The 22,851-nt window shown below is 40.5% G+C and carries 20 protein-coding genes and 1 other RNA gene; 8 read left to right on the forward strand and 13 right to left on the reverse strand.

The features are described 5' to 3' along the window. Positions 1-162: 162 nt before the first annotated feature. Positions 163-555 carry a DoxX family protein gene (locus ABN236_RS05890; RefSeq protein WP_088493781.1) on the forward strand — a complete coding sequence of 131 codons (393 nt, stop codon included), beginning with the start codon at positions 163-165 and terminating at the stop codon, positions 553-555. Positions 556-642: 87 nt separating this feature from the next. Here the strand turns inward: ABN236_RS05890 and ABN236_RS05895 are convergent, their stop codons facing one another. After that, on the reverse strand, positions 643-1,545 hold the full coding sequence (locus ABN236_RS05895) for a LysR family transcriptional regulator (protein ID WP_036933024.1): 903 nt from the start codon (positions 1,543-1,545) through the stop codon (positions 643-645). Positions 1,546-1,658: 113 nt separating this feature from the next. On the opposite strand from ABN236_RS05895, the gene ABN236_RS05900 reads away from it, so the two are divergent. Beyond that, positions 1,659-2,363 (forward strand): pirin family protein, encoded by a 705-nt coding sequence (locus ABN236_RS05900; RefSeq protein ID WP_194951799.1) that lies wholly within the window; start codon positions 1,659-1,661, stop codon positions 2,361-2,363. Positions 2,364-2,430: 67 nt separating this feature from the next. On the opposite strand, the gene rnpB is transcribed toward ABN236_RS05900, so the two are convergent. Next, an RNA gene (gene rnpB, locus ABN236_RS05905) (RNase P RNA component class A) lies at positions 2,431-2,806 on the reverse strand. 60 nt (positions 2,807-2,866) lie between these two features. Continuing rightward, complete coding sequence (rsmI, locus tag ABN236_RS05910; protein ID WP_194951798.1) at positions 2,867-3,745, reverse strand: 16S rRNA (cytidine(1402)-2'-O)-methyltransferase; 879 nt, start codon at positions 3,743-3,745, stop codon at positions 2,867-2,869. A 61-nt stretch (positions 3,746-3,806) separates the two neighbouring features. On the opposite strand from rsmI, the gene ABN236_RS05915 reads away from it, so the two are divergent. The 4 genes from ABN236_RS05915 (at position 3,807) to dolP (ending at position 7,235) form a co-directional block, all read left to right on the forward strand. Next, a complete protein-coding gene (locus ABN236_RS05915; protein ID WP_349473572.1) occupies positions 3,807-5,576 on the forward strand; it encodes a penicillin-binding protein activator in 1,770 nt (589 codons plus the stop codon). 80 nt (positions 5,577-5,656) lie between these two features. After that, positions 5,657-6,034, forward strand: coding sequence for a YraN family protein (locus ABN236_RS05920; RefSeq protein ID WP_194951796.1), 378 nt, complete (start codon positions 5,657-5,659; stop codon positions 6,032-6,034). 22 nt (positions 6,035-6,056) lie between these two features. Then, the gene (diaA, locus tag ABN236_RS05925; protein ID WP_088493786.1) at positions 6,057-6,647 is read left to right on the forward strand and encodes a DnaA initiator-associating protein DiaA; all 591 of its coding nucleotides are present in this window, start codon (positions 6,057-6,059) and stop codon (positions 6,645-6,647) included. Between the two features lie 9 nt (positions 6,648-6,656). Continuing rightward, positions 6,657-7,235 (forward strand): division/outer membrane stress-associated lipid-binding lipoprotein, encoded by a 579-nt coding sequence (dolP, locus tag ABN236_RS05930; RefSeq protein ID WP_036933029.1) that lies wholly within the window; start codon positions 6,657-6,659, stop codon positions 7,233-7,235. Between the two features lie 110 nt (positions 7,236-7,345). Here dolP and ureG read toward each other — a convergent pair whose 3' ends face one another. From ureG to ABN236_RS05965, 7 genes are read right to left on the reverse strand one after another with little or no spacing between them, the layout of a single operon-like run. Then, the gene (gene ureG / locus ABN236_RS05935) at positions 7,346-7,963 is read right to left on the reverse strand and encodes an urease accessory protein UreG (protein ID WP_006535303.1); all 618 of its coding nucleotides are present in this window, start codon (positions 7,961-7,963) and stop codon (positions 7,346-7,348) included. Positions 7,964-7,972: 9 nt separating this feature from the next. After that, on the reverse strand, positions 7,973-8,638 hold the full coding sequence (locus ABN236_RS05940; protein WP_194951795.1) for an urease accessory protein UreF: 666 nt from the start codon (positions 8,636-8,638) through the stop codon (positions 7,973-7,975). 24 nt (positions 8,639-8,662) lie between these two features. Next, a complete protein-coding gene (gene ureE, locus ABN236_RS05945) occupies positions 8,663-9,160 on the reverse strand; it encodes an urease accessory protein UreE (protein WP_088493788.1) in 498 nt (165 codons plus the stop codon). A 26-nt stretch (positions 9,161-9,186) separates the two neighbouring features. After that, entirely contained in the window at positions 9,187-10,890 is a 1,704-nt protein-coding gene (gene ureC / locus ABN236_RS05950) for an urease subunit alpha (protein ID WP_349473573.1), read from the reverse strand. Then, positions 10,887-11,213 carry an urease subunit beta gene (locus ABN236_RS05955; protein ID WP_088493790.1) on the reverse strand — a complete coding sequence of 109 codons (327 nt, stop codon included), beginning with the start codon at positions 11,211-11,213 and terminating at the stop codon, positions 10,887-10,889. The genes ureC and ABN236_RS05955 overlap by 4 nt, the downstream gene beginning before the upstream one ends. 8 nt (positions 11,214-11,221) lie before the next feature. Continuing rightward, on the reverse strand, positions 11,222-11,524 hold the full coding sequence (locus tag ABN236_RS05960; protein WP_023582851.1) for an urease subunit gamma: 303 nt from the start codon (positions 11,522-11,524) through the stop codon (positions 11,222-11,224). Between the two features lie 21 nt (positions 11,525-11,545). Further along, complete coding sequence (locus ABN236_RS05965) at positions 11,546-12,382, reverse strand: urease accessory protein UreD (protein ID WP_349473574.1); 837 nt, start codon at positions 12,380-12,382, stop codon at positions 11,546-11,548. A gap of 494 nt (positions 12,383-12,876) precedes the next feature. Here ABN236_RS05965 and ABN236_RS05970 point away from each other — a divergent pair, with 494 nt between their 5' ends. Beyond that, the gene (locus ABN236_RS05970) at positions 12,877-13,767 is read left to right on the forward strand and encodes an AraC family transcriptional regulator (protein WP_194951791.1); all 891 of its coding nucleotides are present in this window, start codon (positions 12,877-12,879) and stop codon (positions 13,765-13,767) included. Positions 13,768-13,769: 2 nt separating this feature from the next. On the opposite strand, the gene mtgA is transcribed toward ABN236_RS05970, so the two are convergent. From mtgA to arcB, 3 genes are all read right to left on the reverse strand, one after another. After that, positions 13,770-14,471, reverse strand: a complete 702-nt coding sequence (gene mtgA / locus ABN236_RS05975; RefSeq protein ID WP_194951790.1) for a monofunctional biosynthetic peptidoglycan transglycosylase — start codon at positions 14,469-14,471, stop codon at positions 13,770-13,772. 19 nt (positions 14,472-14,490) lie between these two features. Then, positions 14,491-15,141, reverse strand: coding sequence for an isoprenoid biosynthesis glyoxalase ElbB (gene elbB, locus ABN236_RS05980; protein WP_311755446.1), 651 nt, complete (start codon positions 15,139-15,141; stop codon positions 14,491-14,493). A 237-nt stretch (positions 15,142-15,378) separates the two neighbouring features. Beyond that, complete coding sequence (arcB, locus tag ABN236_RS05985) at positions 15,379-17,715, reverse strand: aerobic respiration two-component sensor histidine kinase ArcB (protein WP_088493795.1); 2,337 nt, start codon at positions 17,713-17,715, stop codon at positions 15,379-15,381. A 672-nt stretch (positions 17,716-18,387) separates the two neighbouring features. On the opposite strand from arcB, the gene gltB reads away from it, so the two are divergent. Continuing rightward, positions 18,388-22,848, forward strand: coding sequence for a glutamate synthase large subunit (gene gltB / locus ABN236_RS05990; protein ID WP_349473575.1), 4,461 nt, complete (start codon positions 18,388-18,390; stop codon positions 22,846-22,848). Positions 22,849-22,851 lie beyond the last annotated feature (3 nt).

The raw sequence follows: 22,851 nt of genomic DNA on the forward strand, positions 1-22,851 counted from the left end.
ATGTTAATTCTTCTTAATATCCTCTTTTTCAGTTTGCCATTATTGTATATCTCACACCGTAGCCGTGGTTATTAATTCTAAAAATAGAAAATTAACCAACGAAAATACAAATATAAACAAATATACATTGCAGATAATAGAGTTTGATTAGGAATAAACATCATGAAAAAATTTGAAGACATTGCGTTATTAGTTGCCCGTATTTTAATGCCGATTTTATTTATCAGCGCAGGCTACGGAAAAATTGGTGGTTACGAAGGTACACAGCAATATATGCAAGCAATGGGCGTTCCCGGTTTCTTATTACCACTAACTATTTTATTAGAATTAGGCGGTGGATTAGCCATCTTATTTGGTTTCTTAACTCGCACCACAGCAATCTTTACCGCGGTCTTTACTCTCTTAACCGCATTACTGTTCCACAGTAATTTTGCTGAAGGCATGAACCAATTAATGTTTATGAAAAACATGACAATTGCAGGCGGATATTTATTACTGGTTGTGACAGGTCCGGGTAAATGGAGCTTAGATCGTATTTTCAATAAAAACTGGTAATAACGAATTTAGAAACAAAAAAGATCCCCTAGGGGATCTTTTTTGTTTGCTTAAAATAAAACTTACTCATTATTTATATTTTTTTAATTATTTTTTATCGCTTGCAAAGAGTTTAGGTATTTCACGCAGACACCACGATTTAGCTTCGCCCATGCTATCTCTTCGCCATGCCATAATAATATTATTTTCATGGTGATATTCAGGGCCAACAACACGTAAGCGCCCTTCTTTGATATCATCTTCAATTAAATCAATCGGCATTGTCGCCACACCTAAACCTGCAATTAATGCTCGGCGTTTGTCTTCAATAGAACTGACCGTCAAACGGCGCTGTTTATCTAACAGCAATACTGTCAATACAGGGCGTTCTCTTGCTGTATCTGCAATCGCGATACCCCGATATTTTAAGCGAGTTTCTTCTGCTAATGGCTCTGGTTCGTTATGAATTGGGTGATCTGGGCTGGCAACGTAAACACTGGTGGTATTGTATAAAGGGCGAAAATTAATTTCAGACGAGGTACGAAAATGCATATCCGGTGAAATCACAATATCACATTTACCGCTTTCTAAGCTTTCCCATGCGCCCGCTAAGACTTCTGTTACTAAAGAGAGTTGCGTATTGGATTTTTCAGCTAATTTATCGACCAACGGAAAGAGTCGAGATGCAGGAGTGAGCGCTTCACAAACAATCGTGATATGTGGCTCCCAACCTCTTGCTAAGGCTTCTGCATCTGACGTTAATTTGTCAGCAGCCTCAAGTAATATGCGCCCTCTATCAAGAAGCATTCTGCCAACATTGGTAAATTTAGTTCTATGGCCAGAACGGTCAAAAAGGACAACATCTAAATCTTCTTCTAATTTTTGCATGGTATAACTGAGTGCCGATGGAACTCGATTTAGTTCATCAGCCGCAGCTGCAAAACTCCCTCTACGATCAATGGCATCCATGACTCGTAAAGATTCCAACGTAATTGCTTTGTCTTTACTCATTATACTTATCTCTATCAAATAATTTGATTATAGGCACCAGATTAACTTGCTAACAATAGACAGTCCATACCTCTATGATAAATATATTGATAATCTACTCGAAAATTACCGCTATGATAAAATACAGAACAGCACAACAATGTGGTAAAGCGGATTATGGTTGGCTACAAGCTCGCTACACATTTTCCTTTGGCCACTACTTTGACCCTCATTTTTTAGACTATGGCACGCTAAGAGTACTCAACCAAGAAGTGCTTGCCCCAAATTCTGAATTTAAAGCAAAGACCTATCCTCATGTGGATGTGGTTAACCTTATTCTTCAAGGGGAAGCAACATACCTTGATAATATGGGGCGTACAGTAACGGCAAAAGAAAATGAGTGCTTACTTATTTCACCCCATAATACTGATACGTATATAGAGAAAAACAGTAGTCCTGATACGCCATTAACTCGTATCCAGTTGTGGTTAAATGCGTGTCCACAACAAGAAAGCGTCGCCTCACAAAAATTGGTATTAGATGAAAATTTAAAATATCAATTATTAGCCTCACCTACCGGTGATGATGGCTCGTTAATGTTAAGGCAAACCATCTGGCTTTATCATATTCATTTGCAAGCAGGTGATGAAATTACACTGCCAATAAAAGGACAGAAAGGCTTTTTGCAATCCATAAAAGGTGGCACCTATTTGCAAACATCAACACAAGAAAATGGGCAAATTCAGTGTGGTGATGGGGCTTTTATTCAAGATAGCCATAGTATTACATTGAAAAGCTCGGCTGAGTTTCGTGGCTTATTTATTGATATTATCTCGTGATAATCAATTTAGATGGGCTTAAAAACAGAAAACCCTCGAAACACAATGTGAATCGAGGGTTTTTTATGAGGTGAGTTGACCGTTAAGCCGGGTTCTGTCGTGGACAACCATTCATCTAGGCCAGAACTTGCGCGCTGGCTCCAGCAACCTACCCGGGTTCAATGCGGGCCGCACCATAAGAACCCCTATTTGGTCTTGCTCCGGGTGGAGTTTACCATGCCACAAACTGTTACCAGTTGCGCGGTGCGCTCTTACCGCACCCTTTCACCCTTACCTGATCCTGTAAACAGGCCATCGGCGGTTTACTCTCTGCTGCACTTGTCGTAGGCTCGCGCCTCCCAGACGTTATCTGGCACCCTGCCCTGTGGAGCCCGGACTTTCCTCCCCTCTATCCGTCTCCCCCGAAGGGACAACGATAAAGCAGCGGTTGTCTAGTCAACTCAGGGTGCGGATTATAGGGATTTTGGTAGAAAATGTATAGCAAAAGAAGCTAAAAAATCACTTTACTCGTCTTGAGCTTCACCATTTTGCTCAATGACATGTTTATAGAGTGCGTTTTTCTTCACGCCATAAATCTCAGCTGTGACTGCGGCTGCTTTTTTCAGTGGTAACTCTTTTTGTAAAATCGCCAATGTCCGTAATACTTCTGGAGAAAAATCGTCATCAACAGGTTTGTCATAACCCTCAACAATTAATACCATTTCACCTTTACGGCGGTTTTCATCTTCAAGAACCCATTTAAGTAATTCACCAACAGGCATGCCTTGAATAGTTTCCCACGTTTTTGTGAGCTCTCTCGCTAATACTACATAGCGATCTTCACCCCAAACTGTCACCATATCAGCTAAACTATCTAACAGCCGATGTGTTGATTCATAAAAAATCAATGTACGAGGCTCTTCTGATAATGCACGTAAACAGTCCTGACGACTTTTGGTTTTTGCAGGTAAAAAGCCTTCGTAGCAGAAACGATCTGAAGGAAGCCCAGCAGCAGACAGTGCCGTAATAGCTGCACAAGCGCCGGGTAATGGCACGACATTTATGCCATTCTTACGACATTGATTGACTAAATGATAGCCAGGATCGTTAATTAATGGTGTACCTGCATCAGAGACTAATGCGATACTTAGCCCCTGTTGTAATTTGCTAATTAATTGATCTGCTTTTTGCTGTTCATTATGATCATGTAACGCATACAAACGTGCGTTAATGGCAAAGTGCTGTAATAGAAGCCCTGTATGACGGGTATCTTCTGCAGCAATTAAATCGACATGAGACAGCACATCAAGTGCCCGCTGGGTGATATCGCCCAGATTACCAATAGGTGTGGGTACTATGTACAGTGTGGATGTCGTTACCGCTGCTCGATTAGGTTGATTCATTGTTTATTCCGAATGACCGATTTAAAATTGAGCATAATTATAAAACATCACTGGGTACAGTATGCTTTCCTCAATTTTTGTGCGTTTTAAAACAGGTTTATCCTATACTGCGATACTCTCTGCGCTGATTATGTCAGGTTGTACCCTGACGGGGCAACAAGAACAACCTCTCACTCCCGCTGCAAAAGCAGAAATGGAGATGAAACAATTTCAAAAAGTGATTGATGACGCTCAAGGGCTGGCATCTTTAGATGTTATTAGAGCCTATATTGGGTTAGAAACATTAATTACTGATCCTCAACTGCATCAGAAAAATATTGATGATACATGGCTCACGCTAACCAAACTTACACCAGAACAACGCCGTGGTGTTGTTATCAAAGCAGATGAAAATACGCTGCAAGGTTGGTTAGACTTACTGAATACCTATGAATACAACAAAGACGATGCTGATAAGTTATCAACAGCGGTCAGAGAGTGGCAAACTCGCTATCCTCGTAATCCAGCTGCATTAACACTTCCAGCATCATTATTACGTCTTTCACAGCCTTCTGTGAGTGCAAGTAGCCAAATCGCATTATTGTTACCTTTAACTGGGCAAGCGAAAGTTTTTGGTGAAGCTATTCGTCAAGGCTTCCTTGATGCGCAAAGTGGTTTACCACAGCCTCAAGCAATGCCAGCGCCACAAGCGCCTAAAAATGACGATAGCCTTAATTCAATTTTAGAAGAATTAGGTATCAAAAATACTGAAACACCAACAACTGATACAGCAACAACAGATACGGCAAAAGAAACAACAGAAAATATGCCAGCGACTCAAGATCAAGAAAAAGAGAGCTCAACATTTTCTGGTGATACGACATTACGCTTAGATCCTGTTGCACAAAACTCTCGCCAAGTGATTGTTTATGATACCAATAGCCAATCTATCGACGTTTTACTGAAAAAAGTACAGCAAGATGGTGCTAACTTAATTGTCGGCCCTCTGCTAAAACCTGAAGTCATGAAGACGATTGAACTTCAAAGTGGCTTACCTGTATTAGCATTAAATGAATTAGACAGTGTTCCTTCAGCAACAACTGTTTGTTTCTTCTCTCTTTCACCAGAAGATGAAACCCGTAATGCGGCACAACATTTACGTCAGCAACAAAAATCAAATCCATTAATTATTGTTCCTGATAATAAATTTGGTCAAAGAATGGCACAAACATTTGCTGATGAGTGGCAACGCACTGGTGGTGGCACCGTTTTACAACAAGCTTTTAGTTCTGTTGAAAGCTTAAAAGCCTCTATCAACCGTGGTGTAGGTATTCGCATGACAGGTACGCCTGTTCTACCAACGGCTAATGCACCTTTACCATTAGAGACTCAATCTATTCCATCAGCAGGTGGTGCCATTGATTCTGTTTATATCATTGCGACTAGCGATGAATTAACCTTAATTAAGCCAATGATTGATATGGCAATCAGCACCAAGAAACGTCCACCAATTTATGTGAGTTCACGCAGTAACCAAGGTGGAACAGGTCCTGATTTCCGTATGGAAATGGATGGTATTCAGTTTAGTGATATTCCATTGATGACTGGTGCTAATTTGCCGTTAATGCAAAAAGCATCAAGCAAATTTGCGAACGATTACTCATTAATGCGTCTTTATGCTATGGGAATTGATGCATGGTCATTAGCAAACAATTACAATGATCTGACAAAAGGCACATTGCGTTTTAATGGTATTTCAGGCTCATTACGTGTTGAAAATAACTGTACTGTTTATAGACAACTTCCTTGGATGCAATTTAAACAAGGTAAGATTGAACCTGTTGCACAGTAATGCACGCATTTAGTTATCATTAAAATAAACCGCCATTATGGCGGTTTATTTTATGAGTGAGATAAAGAAGGAAATCATGGATGATTTTTTCTAAAAGCCCTTATTTTTTAGGGCTATACTATGAGCAAAAAGCGCTAAAATATTTGCGCCAACAAGGATTAGTATTGATTGAGCGTAATGTCCGATTTCCCTGTGGAGAAATTGATCTTATTATGCAGGAAAAGAGGACATGGGTATTTGTTGAGGTTCGTTTTAGACGTAACATCTTATTTGGTGATGCAATAAGCTCTATTACCACCTCAAAACGGCGTCGCTTATGGCGTACAGCAAAATATTGGTTAGCACAACGCCAAGAAAGCATCGAGACATCAGACTGTCGTTTTGATATTTGTGCATTTAATCAACGCCAGTTAATATGGTTAAAAAACATTCTCGATTATACGGAATTTATTCGTTAAATTAGATTATATAGGTCTTAACGTGCTTGATAGAATCAAAGTCTGCTTTACAGAGAGTATTCAAACTCAAATTGCAGCAGCAGAAGCATTACCAGATGCCATTTCCAGAGCCGCCATGATGATGGTTCAATCTTTGTTAAACGGCCATAAAGTATTAAGCTGTGGAAACGGTAGCTCAGCAGCAACAGCACAGCGATTTGCCGCAAGCATGATCCATCGTTTTGAAACAGAGCGCCCAAGCTTACCTGCATTATCGTTAAACACAGATAGCGTTGTGATGACTGCAATTATGGGGAATCAGCAGCACGATGAAATCTATGCAAAACAAGTGCGTGCATTAGGACAAGCTGGAGATGTGCTACTTGCTATCTCAACTCACGGTAACAGTAGAAGTATTATTAAAGCCGTTGAAGCCGCTGTTACACGAGATATGACCATTGTTGCATTAACAGGCTATGATGGCGGAGAGCTTGCCGGATTATTAGGCCCTCAAGACGTTGAAATTCGTATTCCATCTCAACGCACCGTCAGAATACAGGAAGTTCAGATGCTAACAGTCAATTGTCTCTGTGATTTAATTGATAATACATTATTCCCACATCAGGATGACTAAGGAGTTACTATGAAATTGCTTCCTATCACCGCAGTGCTGTGTTCTGCACTTTTACTGCAAGGTTGTATCGGCGCAGCGGTTGTCGGCACTGCCGCAGTTGCGGGTAAAACTGCAACCGATCCTCGCTCATTAGGGCAACAAGTTGACGATGGTACCTTGGAAGCACGTGTTTCTGGTGCTCTAAACAAAAACGAACAGATCAAGAAAAGCAATTCACGTATCGTAGCTACGGCTTATCAAGGCAATATCCTGTTAACCGGTCAAAGCCCTGATATGTCTGTTGCGAATACTGCAAAACAAGTTGCAAGTAAAGTTGAAGGCGTAAATAACGTCTACAACGAAGTGCGCCAAGGCGAGCCTGTGACATTAGGTACAGCATCTTCAGATACATGGTTAACAACCAAAGTTCGCTCTCAGATTTTAGGCAGTGATTCAGTAAAATCTTCTTCTGTAAAAGTGATCACTGAAAATGGTGAAGTGTTCTTATTTGGTATTTTGACTCGCCAAGAAGGGGCCGCGGTTGCGAAAATTGCCAGTGAAACCAAAGGTGTAGTAAAAGTAACCACTGCATTTACCTACCTTAACTAATCTGATTACTAATATCGTTTTTATATTATCCTGACAGTATCGGTCTTTATTAAATGACCGATACTGACTGTTTCTTTCTTGATTAAAACTCGCCTTTACTCAGCAAGCTATTAGCGTCTTAGCATGCCTTTATCAATGATAAAATCGATAATAGTTTCCAAGCCAACTTTTTCTTTTAGATTTGTGAAAACATAAGGCTTCACTGGACGCATTCTTGCTGTGTCTGCTTCCATCACTTCTAATGATGCGCCAACATAAGGTGCCAGATCGATTTTATTAATGACTAATAGATCTGAGTGTGTAATACCGGGGCCACCTTTACGTGGAATTTTTTCCCCTTCAGCCACATCAATCACATAAATGGTTAAATCAGCAAGCTCTGGGCTAAATGTCGCACTTAAGTTATCACCACCACTTTCCACAAAAACGATATCAAGATTTTTGTGGCGCATTGCTAATTCTTCAACCGCGGCAAGGTTCATTGATGCATCTTCACGAATAGCAGTATGAGGACAACCGCCCGTTTCAACACCAATAATACGATCCGCATCTAATGCCTCAGCACGCGTTAAGATCTTGGCATCTTCTTGAGTATAAATATCATTAGTCACAACCGCGATTTCATAGGTGTCGCGCATCGCTTTACAAAGAACTTCTAACAGTGCCGTTTTTCCTGATCCAACAGGGCCACCAACACCAATACGGAGTGGTTGATTATATTCTTGCATATAGATTTCTCATGAACGAAAAAGTCGAGTGTATTGTGTTTCATGGCGACTACTGGCAATAATTTGCGCAGGTGTAAAACTTCCAATATCTTCAGTGGGCCAATGTGCGGATTGCTCAACAATTACAGGGATCTGCTCTGCTAATGTAAACAATATTTTCTGTCCTGCACTTTGCCCTAAAGGGATCAGTTTTACTCCTGACATCACCGTATTTTCAAGCCAACCCCAAGCGTAAGCACAACATAACTTCTCAGCAGAAATATTCCATTTCACAGCAGCTAACGCAAATGCCATGAGTTGTGTCTGTTTTACACAAGCTTGTAAGGTTTCATCTAACTCAATATCTAATTGAGGAAGTAAACGAGCAAAAGCAATACCTCGTTGGCGCTCTTCTTGTCGCAACTCTTTAGTTTCACGGCTTGCGACAATAAAATCACACCAATACTTCACTTCACTCATTTTGGCTTGAGCCAAATTTTCTTGTAATCGCCGTAAGATAGGGAGCTCTAACGTTGCTAAAGTGCCGGCCATTTGGGTACTTAGCCAGTCCGCTAATGTTTGAGGACAACAAACCCAGCCCTTTTCAATCGCCCACTCTAACCCTTGAGAATAAGTAAACGATCCCACTGGTAAAGAAGGACTGACTAATTGATATAAGCGCAGATCTGCAAGCATCAATAAGCTCCCTTGTTCAAATAATTAGTGATGATGGTGATGATCGTCATGAGAGTGATGATGATGACCACCTGACGATCCACCATAAGCGCCCGGCTCAGGCTGGTATTTCTCTAACTCCACAACCACATTGGCGCCTAAACCTCTCGCCATATCATCTAAAACATGATCGTGAAAATAACGACACCAACCCGCTTCGATTTGTAATGGAACATGACGATTACCTAAGTGGTAACAAACACGAGCCAACAACAGCGGATCGTCACTATATACTGTTGAAACTTGCTCTTTTGCCGCTTCAATTGTGACTAGCGTATTATCTTCTGACAGTAAGATATCACCCTCTTTTAGCACCGTACCGCGAGGCAAAAATAGCCCTGCTTCTTGTCCATCACTTAACGTCACTTTTAAACGACTTTTGGTTCTTTCATCCATCGTTAGGCATAAAGTAAGAGCCTGTGTTTCTGGCGTTACTATTTGAAGTGCTTTTTGCTTATCAATAAGTTGAGTAAATCTTTTCATTCTCTACAGTCTCGGTAAAACACTAATCAAAAGAGGAAATAGCGTTGTGCCATTGGTAATTGCGTTGCAGGTTCACACACTAATGGCACGCCATCAGCTTTCACAATATAGGTTTGAGGATCAAGCTCGATATGTGGCACATAGCTATTGTGGATCATCGAAGCTTTAGTGATATTACGACAGCCTTTAACACGACCAATTAAACTCTTTAAGCCTAGTTTTTCAGGTACACCTGCGTCGATACCCGCTTTTGACATAAAGATCATCGACGTCTGATATTTCGCTTTACCTAAGCAAGCATACATTGGGCGATAATGCACCGGCTGAGGTGTTGGAATAGCCGCATTAATATCACCCATTGGCGCATAAGCCACCATGCCACCTTTCATGATCAACGCTGGTTTCACACCAAAGAAAGCCGGGTCCCATAAAACCAGATCCGCTAATTTACCTTTCTCAATAGAGCCGACTTCGTGTGCAATACCATGTGCTAAAGCAGGATTGATAGTGTATTTCGCCACATACCGCTTAATGCGATGGTTATCACTTTCAGCGGTATCACCTTCTAATGTGCCACGCTGTAATTTCATTTTGTGCGCACATTGCCAAGTACGAAGAATAACTTCACCTACGCGTCCCATTGCCTGTGAGTCTGACGACATAACAGAAATAGCACCCATATCATGTAAGATATCTTCTGCTGCGATGGTTTCACGGCGAATACGAGATTCAGCAAAAGCCACATCTTCAGGAATAGACGGATCAAGGTGATGGCAAACCATCAACATATCAAGATGCTCATCAACGGTGTTAATGGTATAAGGCATTGTTGGATTAGTGGAAGCAGGTAGAATATTCGGCTCACCAACTGACTTAATTACGTCAGGTGCGTGCCCGCCACCCGCGCCTTCTGTATGGAAAACGTGGATCACACGACCTGCTATCGCTTTCACAGTTTCTTCGTAGAAACCACCTTCATTTAAGGTGTCAGAGTGAATAGCGACTTGCACATCCATTTCATCGGCAACATTAAGGCAGTTATGAATTGCCATTGGTGTTGCGCCCCAGTCTTCGTGAATTTTTAGACCAATAGCACCGGCTTCAATTTGCTCGCGAACCGCTTCAGGTTTACTCACACAACCTTTACCGAATAAACCCACATTGATAGGTAATTCATCAACGGCTTCTAACATGCGGTGCATGTTCCAAATACCCGGCGTTACTGTGGTTGCATTTGTTCCTGCAACGGGTCCTGTACCACCACCAATAAACGTGGTGACACCAGACACTAAACCTTCTTGTGCTTGTTGAGGGCAGATAAAGTGAATATGCGTATCAACGCCACCCGCGGTAACAATTTTGCCTTCACCCGCAACTACTTCTGTGGCAGGTCCCACAACGATATCCACATTAGGTTGAACATCAGGATTACCCGCTTTACCGATACCCACAATGCGACCATCTTTAATACCGATATCTGCTTTTACGATACCCCAATGATCTAAAATAATCGCGTTTGTGATAAGCACATCGACACATTCAGCATTGACGACTTGACTTTGCCCCATACCATCGCGAATAACTTTACCGCCACCAAACTTGACCTCTTCGCCATAAGTGGTGAAGTCTTTTTCAATTTCAAGAAAAAGCTCAGTATCGGCTAATCGCAGACGATCACCCGTTGTTGGGCCAAACATATCTGCATAAGCTTGACGTGAGATAGTTTTCATTTTTTCTCACTCTCCAATTTACCCATCACCTTGCCATGAAAGCCGTAAATTTCACGCTTTCCAGCAAAAGCCACTAATTCAACAGTACGGCTTTGCCCCGGTTCAAAACGAACCGCCATGCCCGCTGGAATATTTAAACGAAAACCTAATGTGCCTTCTCGTTCAAATTTCAGCGCCTCATTCACTTCATAAAAATGATAATGAGAGCCGACTTGCACGGGTCTATCGCCATGATTGGCAACCTGTATTGTTTTTGTTTCTCGACCTGCATTAAGTTCGATATCGCCTAATGCTTGGTTAACTCTAATTTCACCGGGTATCATGTTATTACCTACACAATAGGATCATGAATAGAAACAAGTTTTGTACCATCTGGGAATGTGCATTCCACTTGGATGTCTTTGATCATTTCTGGCACACCTTCCATGACTTGCTCCGCCGTCAAAACAGTGCGCCCTTCACTCATCAATTGGGCAACGGTTTTACCCTCTCTCGCCCCTTCCATAATGGCGCAACTGATAAGTGCAACCGCTTCAGGATAATTAAGCTTGAGCCCTTTCGCTAAACGTCTTTCAGCAACAAGACCCGCTGTAAAAAGCAGTAATTTATCTTTTTCTCTTGGTGTTAATTCCATTTCTGCTCCTAAAATTAACGATTATGTCGCCCATATACGAGGCGGCTCAGGGCAATACCCTAACCAGTGTTGTCTGACGGTTTGCCAAACTTGAGCAAAACACGCCATCATCGGCTCTGTTTGCGAGCCTAATAACCGTAAAACTAAAATACCGTCTACATCCGTTAAACCATATTCGATATCATGATCGTAAGAAGCTGAGAAAGCCTCGATACTTTGTTGAATAAGGCTTTTTAATTCGTCCGTTGCGGGATAAATATAAAGTGATCCCAGCATCGGAAACTCACGCATGGCTGCCGATCTTTTTTGTAAACCATCGACAAAAAGCGACTCCGTTAATGTCAGTTTTTCATCAATATAGAAATTTAAACGTCCTTTTACATTGCCATCTTCAAACCATTCATTTAAAACGGGACGACCAAAACATTGGATTTCCCAACCTATAAATCTGGCAGTAGGTGCAATATGAATATGTGTTTCTAGGCGAACTTGGGCTTCAGGAAAAAAGATATTTTCTTGAGGTAACCACTCTAAAAAACCATTATCTGCCACTTTTAAGGTTTGAACTTGTCGAGCAACACCGCCAGCACTACGGTAAAATTTAGTGGCTCCGGGTGTTGTGAGCAATGCATGTGCTTGGGGTTGCACATCAATATTAATCAATAGGTTATCGCCACCGACCACACCACCAGGGGGGTGAAGCAAATAAGTGTGTGCAATACCTTGCTCAGGATAAAAAGGACGCTGAACCATTAATGGGCCGATATGGCGCTTTTCTGTAAGACGTGTTATTTCTCGTTTTACTTCATAACGTAAAACGATTTCAGCAAGCCAACCCTTCCCTGAAAAGTCAGACATACTCACTCCTGCCAACTCGGCAAAATTATCAATAAATCAGGAAAATACGTGAATACATACAGCGCTATCCATAAGATTGAGTCATTCAAAATCAAATAGAAAATAAGCTAATGAATGTTGGATAGGGTGTGGATAAAAGACAAACAGTGATATCCTAAGAACAGGATAATCTCCTTCGTCTGTGACGCGCGATTCTACACCTTATTACGAAAAATGCGTTTTGAATAAATAACAATTTATTTAGAAAAAATGACACTGTTTAAAATAAATGTAAAAAATGAGCAGATATCTATATTGTCATGTTTTACCAACAAGATTATATTCTGCTTCACTCTCATTCTGCTTTGCATGACAACACTAATTTAAATTAGAATAATCTCTCTATTTATTATTCTAGACGTGGCTTATCAGTTTATACAACAAATGAGCTAATTTTGAGTATTGTTCATTTAAGCAAGATTAATGCTTAACTTGCCTACGGTATATCGGAGATCATGGAATACAAACACATCCTGTCCTCTAACCAAATGTCTTTAAAAACGTTTTACATCGAAAACCCGATGATAGCGATGGTTAGTGGCGCAAAAGGTACGATTAGCATCAATGGACAAACTATTGATGTATCTAGCCATTTAACGCTTATTATTCCAAAATACAGTCAAATCTCTTGCGATATAGTCAGCCAATTTACGCATAAATCGATTGAACTACACACGCTTGTTTTATGTGAAACAGAGCTTCAATCTGTTTTCTCTTTACTAAAGCCTTTAATTAAATCTAGTTCACCACTAACAAGCCACCTTCCTGCTTACCATTTATCGACTCCTGAAGTGATAAAAAGCAATTTTGGAATTTTAAAACAGTGCTTACCACTTCCACATGGCTCTCCATCTCAAGAAACCATGTTTATGCAGCAATGTTTATTTTTTATTTTGATGGCGGTGTATCAAGAAGGTATCGATATTTTAAATATCTTCCGATTTAACTATGATGAGCCTAAAAATCAGGCAATTACACATTTAATTACGCAAGATCCGCAAAGAAAATGGCATTTAGAAGATGTGGCTAAAACGCTTTTTACAACGCCATCAACGTTACGTCGGCATTTAAGTAAAGAAGGTGTCTCGTTCTGCCAGCTATTACTGGATGTCAGAATGGGGATTGCTTTAAATTACCTGACATTTTCCAATTACTCTGTTTTTCAAATAAGTCATCGCTGTGGTTTTGGCAGTAATGCCTATTTTTGCGATGCTTTTAAACGTAAATACGGCATGACGCCTTCACAATTTCGTATTCAGTCTCGCCAATCTAACGATCCCTCTGCGATAACAAAACTATCAGAGAAGATTGCTGAGCCTAATAGAAAGATATTTCAAACCTTATAGAGTTATGACAAATTATTTTTCTTTAAGAAGCTAATTCCCCCCATTAGCCGCATCTGATTTAAGATCCACTGTTGCCGCTTTAGGGTATAAGCAGAAGGTTTATTTACGTGATAAATATGCGGATTAGGTAATACTGCGGCTAATAGTGCAGCCTCATGACTTGTGAGTTGTTTCGCTGGCTTTCTAAAATAGTGTTGGGAAGCCTGCTCTACACCGAAGATCCCATCACCAAACTCAACAATATTCAGGTATACAGTTAAAATACGCTTTTTTGACCAAATAAGCTCGACAACGGGCGTCATTCCCGTCTCAAGCCCTTTTCTTATCCAACTACGACCATCCCATAAAAAAAGATTTTTAACCGTTTGCTGAGAAATAGTCGATGCGCCACGTAATGTTTTCCCGTTGTTATGATTTTTTTTGAAAACTTTCTCAATAGCATCAAAATCAAAGCCCCAATGTTTGGGAAAATTTTGATCTTCAGAAGCAATCACGGCTAAATACATCACTGATGCTATCTCTTTTTCGCTCACCCAAGTGGAATGTGATACATAAGAGAAATCAAACTCACTCCAAGCAGAAATTTGTCTCTGAACCATAACAGCAGAAAAAGGTACAGGTAAAAAAGAAAACAGCACAACTGTTAACAGCCATAAAGCAATTAAAATAATTAATAGTTTCTTTAACTTTCTCACCAGTACCATCTGCTGTTTTACCTACTATTTATGCCATCTCAAGGACTTTCTTAACCAGTTTCTCAATACCTACCTGTGCTTGTGCAATAGATTGTGCAAGCATATACGCAGGAGTTGTGACAACACGATATTTTTCATCAACAACAATATCATCAACAGGGCAATCCACATGGATGCCACCCATTTTTTCGATTGCATGTGCTGTTTCTGCGTCATTTCCAATTGTTAATTTTACTGGAGAATTTAACATTTTTGGTAACATTACAGGTGCAATACATATTAGTCCTAATGGTTTATTTTGCTGATGCATCGCTTGTACAAATCTTAAGAGATCTTTGTTAATTTCACAGTCACTCCCTTTTGTTGCGAAATTGCATAAATTCTTCGCCGCACCAAAGCCACCAGGAATAATGACAGCATCAAAGTTTTCAGCCTTTGCCTCTGATAAAGGGGATATTTTTCCACGAGAAATACGAGAAGATTCTTCCATCATATTCCTTTTTTCTGATTTTTCTTCCCCTGTAATATGATTAATTACAGTTGGTTGTAAATCATTAGGTGAAAAATAATGAACTTCAGCATTATTTTGGCTTAAAGCAAGCATTGTGAGCACTGATTCATGGATTTCACTCCCATCGAACACACCACAGCCACTTAAAATTACCGCAATTGATTTCATATCTTTCTCCGTTTGTAGTAGATTACTAGTTACCCATTTATAGGTGTAAACACCAATCGGCATCACATATTTAAATGTTTCTTGTAACAAAAAAACTTATCTTTGCTATTTTGTTGCTTGTATGATGTATGGAATAGTTTCATCCTATTCGCCTATGTAATGAGAATCAAAAAAAGCGGATAGAAAAGTTTCCCTGGTGTTGGCGCAGTATTCGCGCACCCCAACCTTCGGTTGGGGTTATTTTTTTCTAGTGTCTGATAACCAGTTTCTTAAACTTTCCACATCCTTTCTCCAATCTCTTTCTAGCTCATCCACCCACTCTTGCACATTGTCCCACCAAGCAGGTAATTCTGATGATTGGATCTGTTTAGCGAGTTGCTGTAAATGTTTTAAACCAATAGAACCCGCTGCACCTTTAATTTTATGTCCCTCCTCAGAAATCCCCTTCTCATCACGAGCTGTTAGGTTAGATTCAAGGACTGACATATAACTTGGCATCATCTTTTCAAAAACATCTAGACCATCAGTGATTAATTGAGGTCCGACAAGTTCGATGTATTGATTCAGCATGTCTATATCTAATAATTCTTCATTTTTATTCAACAATTCCGATGACTCATTACATGGTACAGAAACCGCACCATCACCCCAGAATTTATTGATAATCGCGGTAAGTGCATCCACAGAAAGTGGTTTACTTAGCACATCATTCATTCCCGCATCCAAATACTCTTTTTTGTCTTTCAAAACATTTGCTGTTAAAGCGATAAGAGGAGGTAGTTCATTACTGTCGAATTCTTGACGTAATTTTCTTGAAATGTCGAATCCTGTCATATCCGGTAATTGAATATCTAATAGCACTAAGTCATATTCATCAGGCTTAAACATCGATAACGCTTCTTGCCCTGTCATTGCTACATCAACGGTATTGCCCAGTTTTTCTAAAACAGAGCAAGCAACAATTACGTTGAGCTCAATATCTTCCACAAGCAGAATATTTAAAGCTGGTAATAAGAGCTCATCATCATTTTCGATATCGTGATGCTCTTCAATCGCAGGAGCGACGATAGAGAGAGTAAAGGTAGAACCCTTACCTAACTCACTCTCAACACGAATATCACCGCCCATATGCTGTGCTAGGCGTTTTGAGACGGCAAGTCCGATACCCGTTCCCGTTGCAGAACGACCACCTTGACTATCATTGACTTGATAGTACATGGCAAAGATCTTCTCCAGCTCACTTTTTGGAATACCAATTCCGCTATCTTTCACTTCAAAGAACAACTTATCTGGCGCTTCTTGCCAAATACGCACTTTGATTTCGCCTTCTTGGGTAAACTTCACGGCATTACCAATGAGGTTCCATAAGATCTGGCGTAATCGAGTTCCATCAGAGGTTATTTTATGCGGTAGCGTTTCTTCTGCTTCCAGTGTGAATTTCAATCCTTTTGGCTGTACTAACAGTCCAGACAGGTTTTCTAAATCAGAAATAAATTCAGTAAAGTCAATTGGCTGGTTATCTAACTGAATTTTTCTACGCTCAATTTTATCCATTTCAATCACGTCATTAAAAATATTCCCTAACGTAATCGCACTCACATGGATGGTTTTTAAGTAATTGAGTTGTTCTGGCGAAAGCTCGGTATCCAATAAGATACGGCTTAATCCAACAATACCATTTAGCGGTGTACGCAATTCGTGGCTGATTGTTGAGATAAAGGTGGTTTTATCACGGCTCGCGTTCTCTAACGCGTCTTGATAGCGTTTACGCTCTGTAATGTCACGTCCAAAGCCCATTAAGCCATGACGTTTACCAATACGATCATAAAACGGCACTTTGCGCAGTTCAAAACAAGCCTTGCGCCCATCAGGATAAACTAACCACTGCTCATAAGTGAGTGACACATTATGACGGAAGACTTTCTCATCTGTTTCCATCACTTTTATCGCAATATCTTCGTCATACACATCAAGTGGTGTTAAACCGATAAGTTGCTTCTCGCTTTTACCTGTTAGTAATTCAGTCGCGCGGTTACATCCTGAAAATTCATTATCTTCATTACGGTAATAAACTAAGTCAGGAGAGGCATCAAGGAATGAGCGTAAAAGTGAGGATTGTTGTTCAAGCTCGATTTGTGTCAATTCACGACGCTTCATTTCGCTTTTTAGTTTTTCGAGTAGTTCAAGATGCGCTTTTTCAACTTTTTCACGCTCTTGAATTTCCAAGTTTAATTGCTCAATATTCTCTTTTAATTGAGAGTTAAGCTCTAAGTCGCGCTGTCGCATTACACCCAGTTTATCCACCATACGAGATAAACGGCGTCGTGACTCTTCAAGTTGTTCAACCACAACAGAAAGAAAATAGACAGCCCAAGGCGTAATAATCAGCCCAAAGAAAATAGAGCGAACAAGGTCAATACTGGTAACATCACCTGCAAGCAAGAATGTCACCGCCATTTGAACAACCATCGCTAAAACAACTAATGCAGAAGCCAACAATAATGAGAAGCGAATTAGTCCCAGCCTCATCATTAAGTCAACGTAGTATTGGGCAAGCCCTTTGAGCAATTTCATTGAAAACTCCAATATATTGAATCTATGGAATGATAACCCAAAAATGAATTGGCGCAGTGGCGAACATTCAGAAATCTTGCTAAGAGTGGTTATTTCTCATTACTTTGTTTGATTTAACCCTCTATTTTCTCTCAACAAGAACCTCTCCGATATATGTATTCATAAAAATAATACAAAACCTAATTGCATAAACGATAGCGATATCAACGATAAATAGACCTTATTAGAAAAAATTCAATTTGTCTTTTTTTATACAAATTGTATAAAAACAATAAAAAACTAAATTTGTTATAATCATTAGAATAACTAACTACTCGTTTTTATCATTAAAGGATGTGATAAAGCGAAATGGCTTAAATAAAGTGATATAACTCACACTAAAAATAGGTATCCACCTCCTAACAAAATAGGATATTTTATTTATTTATCAATAAATTAAAATAAAAAATTTCTTATTCATCTTATTCTAGTCAAATCTCCTCATACATTGACCTCATTTTTATTTATCGATAAGTTGAAAAGGCATTGCGTAGCAATATAAAAAACACTCCAAGCTAGGCAAACACAACATCACCCGATGAGCACCCATAAATTTACCTACATACTTTGAGCCAAAACGTCCCTTTTGCGCTCTGTTTTGAGGTGCCCAGTAAACTAAGTAGGAAGCAAAAAATGCTCTATCAAAAGACACAGGAAAAAGACAATTGTGGATTTGGGTTGATCGCGCATATTGAAGGGCAAGCCAGTCATAAAATTGTCAGAAACGCGATCCATGGCCTCGCCAGAATGCAACATCGAGGAGCCATTCTTTCTGATGGTAAAACAGGCGATGGTTGTGGATTACTTTTACAAAAACCCGATCGTTTCTTCCAATTGGTTGCTGAGGAAAAAGGCTGGCATTTAGCTAAAAACTACGCTGTTGGAATGCTATTTTTAAGCCAAGATCCTAATATCGCGGCACAATGTCGCCTTATTATTGAAGAAGAGCTTCAACGTGAAACACTCTCTATTGTGGGCTGGCGTAAAGTTCCTATTAACACCGATATTCTAGGCAGTATCGCCCTTTCTTCTCTTCCTTTAATTGAACAAGTCTTTGTTAATGCTCCCGCAGGTTGGCGGATAAGTGATATTGAAAGACGACTCTTTGTTGCTCGTAGACGTATTGAAAAACGTATTACTGATAGTGATTTTTATATTTGCAGCCTTTCTAATTTGGTGACGATTTATAAAGGCCTTTGTATGGCAATCGATCTGCCACGCTTTTTTACCGATCTCGCTGATCTACGCATGGAATCTTCAATTTGTTTGTTCCACCAGCGTTTTTCAACTAACACCACTCCCAGATGGCCTCTTGCACAACCTTTTCGTTATTTAGCGCATAACGGTGAAATTAATACCATTACCGGCAATCGCCAATGGGCTAGAGCTCGTGCCTATAAATTCCATACACCTCTTATTCCTGATCTACAAAGTGCCGCCCCTTTTGTGAATGAGAGTGGCTCAGACTCAAGTTCACTCGACAATATGCTAGAACTTTTTCTTAATGGCGGAATGGATATTGTTCGTGCAATGCGGTTGTTAGTACCACCTGCATGGCAAAATAATCCACAGATGGATGATGACTTACGAGCATTTTTTGATTTTAACTCAATGCATATGGAGCCTTGGGATGGCCCTGCGGGCATCGTGTTATCAGATGGTCGTTATGCTGCGTGTACGCTAGATAGAAACGGTTTACGTCCTGCTCGCTATGTTATTACCACAGATAACATCATAACTTGTGCTTCTGAAATTGGTATTTGGGATTATCAGCCAGATGAAGTCCGAGAAAAAGGACGCGTTGGTCCCGGCGAGCTAATGGTTATCGATACTCATCATGGACGTATTCTCCACTCTGCCGAAACCGATGAGGATTTAAAAAGACGCCATCCTTATAAACTATGGCTAGAGCGCAATGTCAAACGCTTAACACCGTTTGAAGAGTTGCCAGAGCAGCAAGCCACAGGACAACGCGCCTTTGATGACACCTTATTAGCTACTTATCAAAAACAATTTGCATATAGCCAAGAAGAGCTTGAAAGCATTTTGCATGTGCTTGCAGAAAATGGGCAAGAAGCAACAGGTTCAATGGGCGATGACACCCCATTTGCTGTACTTTCTCAACGTCCTCGCCTTATTTATGACTATTTCAGACAAAAATTTGCGCAAGTCACAAACCCTCCCATAGATCCATTAAGAGAAGCCCATGTCATGTCTTTAGCGACCTGTATTGGACGCGAGATGAATGTGTTTTGTGAAGCGGAAGGTCAAGCACATCGGCTGAGTTTTAAATCGCCTATTTTGCTTTATAGCGACTTTCAACAGCTTATTAATCAAGAAAGTCCTTATTACCGTCCCGTTCATCTTGATATCACTTATCAACCAACAGAATGCAACTTAGAAACTGCGTTACGCCAATTATGTGCAAAAGCGCAACAGGAAGTTCGTAGTGGTGCGGTGTTATTGGTTTTATCTGATAGAAATATCACTAAAGAGCGGCTGCCTATTCCTGCCCCTATGGCAGTTGGTGCAGTACAAAAAGCGTTGGTAGATAATAATTTACGCTGTGATGCCAATATCATTGTCGAAACCGCTAGCGCCCGTGATCCACACCATTTTGCTGTATTACTTGGGTTTGGTGCTACCGCTATTTATCCTTACCTTGCTTATGAATCTTTAGCTCAACGTGTTGATAGAAAAATTCTGCAAGCAAGCTATGCCCAAGTGATGCTTAATTACCGCAATGGCATAAACAAAGGGTTGTATAAGATCATGTCCAAAATGGGCATTTCAACCGTAGCGTCTTACCGTTGCTCTCAACTTTTTGAAGCGGTCGGATTAAACGATAACGTTGTTAATCTCTGTTTTGCGGGCGTTGATAATCGGATTAATGGTGCTGATTTTAGCGATTTTGAGCACGACTTATTTAATCTATCAAAACGAGCTTGGTTAACTCGTTATCCTTTAGAAACAGGTGGATTATTAAAATATGCCCATAAAGGGGAATACCACGCTTATAATCCTGATGTCGTTCAAGCGCTACAAAAAGCTGTAAATAGTGGGGAATATACAGACTATCAGCATTACGCAAGCCTTGTGCAACAGCGCCCAATCACCACCTTGCGCGATATGTTAGTTCTCAATAACAAAACAACGCCTATCTCGATTGAAGAAGTCGAACCTGAAACCGAGTTATTTAAACGCTTTGATACTGCCGCTATGTCAATTGGGGCATTAAGCCGAGAAGCTCATGAAGCTCTTGCGCAAGCGATGAATACATTGGGAGGTTTTTCAAATTCAGGAGAAGGAGGCGAAGATCCAGCTCGTTACGGTACAGATAAAGTCTCACGCATTAAACAAATTGCCTCTGGTCGTTTTGGCGTAACACCTTCTTATTTAATGAGTGCGGATGTTTTACAAATCAAAGTCGCACAAGGGGCAAAACCCGGCGAAGGCGGACAACTTCCCGGCGATAAAGTGACACCTTATATTGCGCAACTGCGTTATGCCGTACCCGGTGTTACCCTAATATCACCGCCTCCTCATCACGATATCTACTCTATTGAAGATTTAGCACAGCTTATTTTCGACTTAAAACAGATCAATCCAACTGCATTGATTTCTGTAAAATTAGTGTCAGAGCCCGGTGTAGGTACTATTGCTACGGGTGTTGCTAAAGCTTACGCAGACTTGATCACTATTGCGGGTTATGACGGTGGTACAGGTGCAAGCCCTTTAACTTCCGTAAAATATGCTGGTAGCCCGTGGGAATTGGGCTTAGTTGAGACTCAACAAGCATTAGTGGCAAATAATTTACGCCATAAAATTCGCTTACAAGTCGATGGTGGATTAAAAACAGGTCTAGATATTATTAAAGCGGCGATTTTAGGCGCAGAGAGCTTTGGATTTGGTACTGCGCCAATGGTGGCGTTAGGCTGTAAATATCTACGCATCTGCCATTTAAATAATTGCGCGATGGGTGTTGCAACCCAAGATGAAACACTTCGTCGTAACCATTATCATGGATTACCTGAACGTGTTATTAACTACTTCCGTTTTATTGCGCAAGAAACCCGTGAATTAATGGCACTACTCGGCGTGAAAAAAATCACCGATTTAATCGGTCGAACTGATCTGCTTTCATGCATTGAAGGTGTTAGCAGTAAACAGCAAAAACTCTCTTTAGGTGGATTGTTAGAAACAGCAACGTCACCATCAGGTAATGCACTTTATTGTCAGGAAAATAATCATACTTATGATAAAGGCGAGTTAAATCAACAAATTGTTACTCAAACTTGCGATGCTGTTAAACAGCAAAAAAGCCAAATACACTATTTTGATATTCGTAATACAGACCGCTCTGTGGGAGCAACATTATCAGGGATTATCGCCAAGAAATATGGTGAAAGTGGCTTATCTACCACACCAATTAAACTTTATTTTACGGGAACCGCGGGTCAAAGCTTTGGTGTATGGAATGCACAAGGCGTTGAATTAACCTTAGTGGGTGATGCCAATGATTATGTTGGTAAAGGTATGGCAGGAGGTCGCATTGTAATTTCGCCTCCTGTTGGCTCTGCATTTAAAAGTCATCACGCAACCATTATGGGAAATACCTGCCTTTATGGCGCAACAGGCGGAAAACTTTATGCTTCTGGCTTGGCTGGGGAGCGCTTTGCTGTCAGAAACTCCGGTGCAATTGCTGTTGTTGAAGGCGTTGGCGATAACGGTTGTGAATATATGACCGGTGGTATTGTCTGTGTTCTGGGTAAAACAGGGATTAACTTTGGTGCAGGAATGACGGGGGGATTTGCCTATCTATTAGATGAAGATCTCACATTATCACAACGGATCAACACTTCATCAATCGAGTTGCTTCCTGTTGCATCCTTTGCCATTCTCGCTGAACATCTACGTGGCATGATCGCAGAACATGTCAGACTAACTGGTTCACAACAAGGTGAAAGATTACTTTCACAATGGGAATATTGGTCACAACATTTCAAATTGGTAAAACCAAAATCCAGTGATGTTAATGCGTTGCTTGGTCATCCTCGTCGTTCATCTGCTGAATTACGCGTTCAGGCACAATAGGAG

It is taken from the genome of Proteus sp. fly-1013 (assembly GCF_040140245.1).
Taxonomy (GTDB): Bacteria; Pseudomonadota; Gammaproteobacteria; order Enterobacterales; family Enterobacteriaceae; genus Proteus; species Proteus mirabilis_B.

Coding starts and splice junctions, on each gene's coding strand:
- ABN236_RS05890 (WP_088493781.1), top strand. CDS start 163: ATGAAAAAATTTGAAGACATTGCGTTATTAGTTGCCCGTATTTTAATG.
- ABN236_RS05895 (WP_036933024.1), bottom strand. CDS start 1,545: ATGAGTAAAGACAAAGCAATTACGTTGGAATCTTTACGAGTCATGGAT.
- ABN236_RS05900 (WP_194951799.1), top strand. CDS start 1,659: ATGATAAAATACAGAACAGCACAACAATGTGGTAAAGCGGATTATGGT.
- rsmI (WP_194951798.1), bottom strand. CDS start 3,745: ATGAATCAACCTAATCGAGCAGCGGTAACGACATCCACACTGTACATA.
- ABN236_RS05915 (WP_349473572.1), top strand. CDS start 3,807: ATGCTTTCCTCAATTTTTGTGCGTTTTAAAACAGGTTTATCCTATACT.
- ABN236_RS05920 (WP_194951796.1), top strand. CDS start 5,657: ATGATTTTTTCTAAAAGCCCTTATTTTTTAGGGCTATACTATGAGCAA.
- dolP (WP_036933029.1), top strand. CDS start 6,657: ATGAAATTGCTTCCTATCACCGCAGTGCTGTGTTCTGCACTTTTACTG.
- ureG (WP_006535303.1), bottom strand. CDS start 7,963: ATGCAAGAATATAATCAACCACTCCGTATTGGTGTTGGTGGCCCTGTT.
- ABN236_RS05940 (WP_194951795.1), bottom strand. CDS start 8,638: ATGCTTGCAGATCTGCGCTTATATCAATTAGTCAGTCCTTCTTTACCA.
- ureE (WP_088493788.1), bottom strand. CDS start 9,160: ATGAAAAGATTTACTCAACTTATTGATAAGCAAAAAGCACTTCAAATA.
- ureC (WP_349473573.1), bottom strand. CDS start 10,890: ATGAAAACTATCTCACGTCAAGCTTATGCAGATATGTTTGGCCCAACA.
- ABN236_RS05955 (WP_088493790.1), bottom strand. CDS start 11,213: ATGATACCCGGTGAAATTAGAGTTAACCAAGCATTAGGCGATATCGAA.
- ABN236_RS05960 (WP_023582851.1), bottom strand. CDS start 11,524: ATGGAATTAACACCAAGAGAAAAAGATAAATTACTGCTTTTTACAGCG.
- ABN236_RS05965 (WP_349473574.1), bottom strand. CDS start 12,382: ATGTCTGACTTTTCAGGGAAGGGTTGGCTTGCTGAAATCGTTTTACGT.
- ABN236_RS05970 (WP_194951791.1), top strand. CDS start 12,877: ATGGAATACAAACACATCCTGTCCTCTAACCAAATGTCTTTAAAAACG.
- mtgA (WP_194951790.1), bottom strand. CDS start 14,471: ATGGTACTGGTGAGAAAGTTAAAGAAACTATTAATTATTTTAATTGCT.
- elbB (WP_311755446.1), bottom strand. CDS start 15,141: ATGAAATCAATTGCGGTAATTTTAAGTGGCTGTGGTGTGTTCGATGGG.
- arcB (WP_088493795.1), bottom strand. CDS start 17,715: ATGAAATTGCTCAAAGGGCTTGCCCAATACTACGTTGACTTAATGATG.
- gltB (WP_349473575.1), top strand. CDS start 18,388: ATGCTCTATCAAAAGACACAGGAAAAAGACAATTGTGGATTTGGGTTG.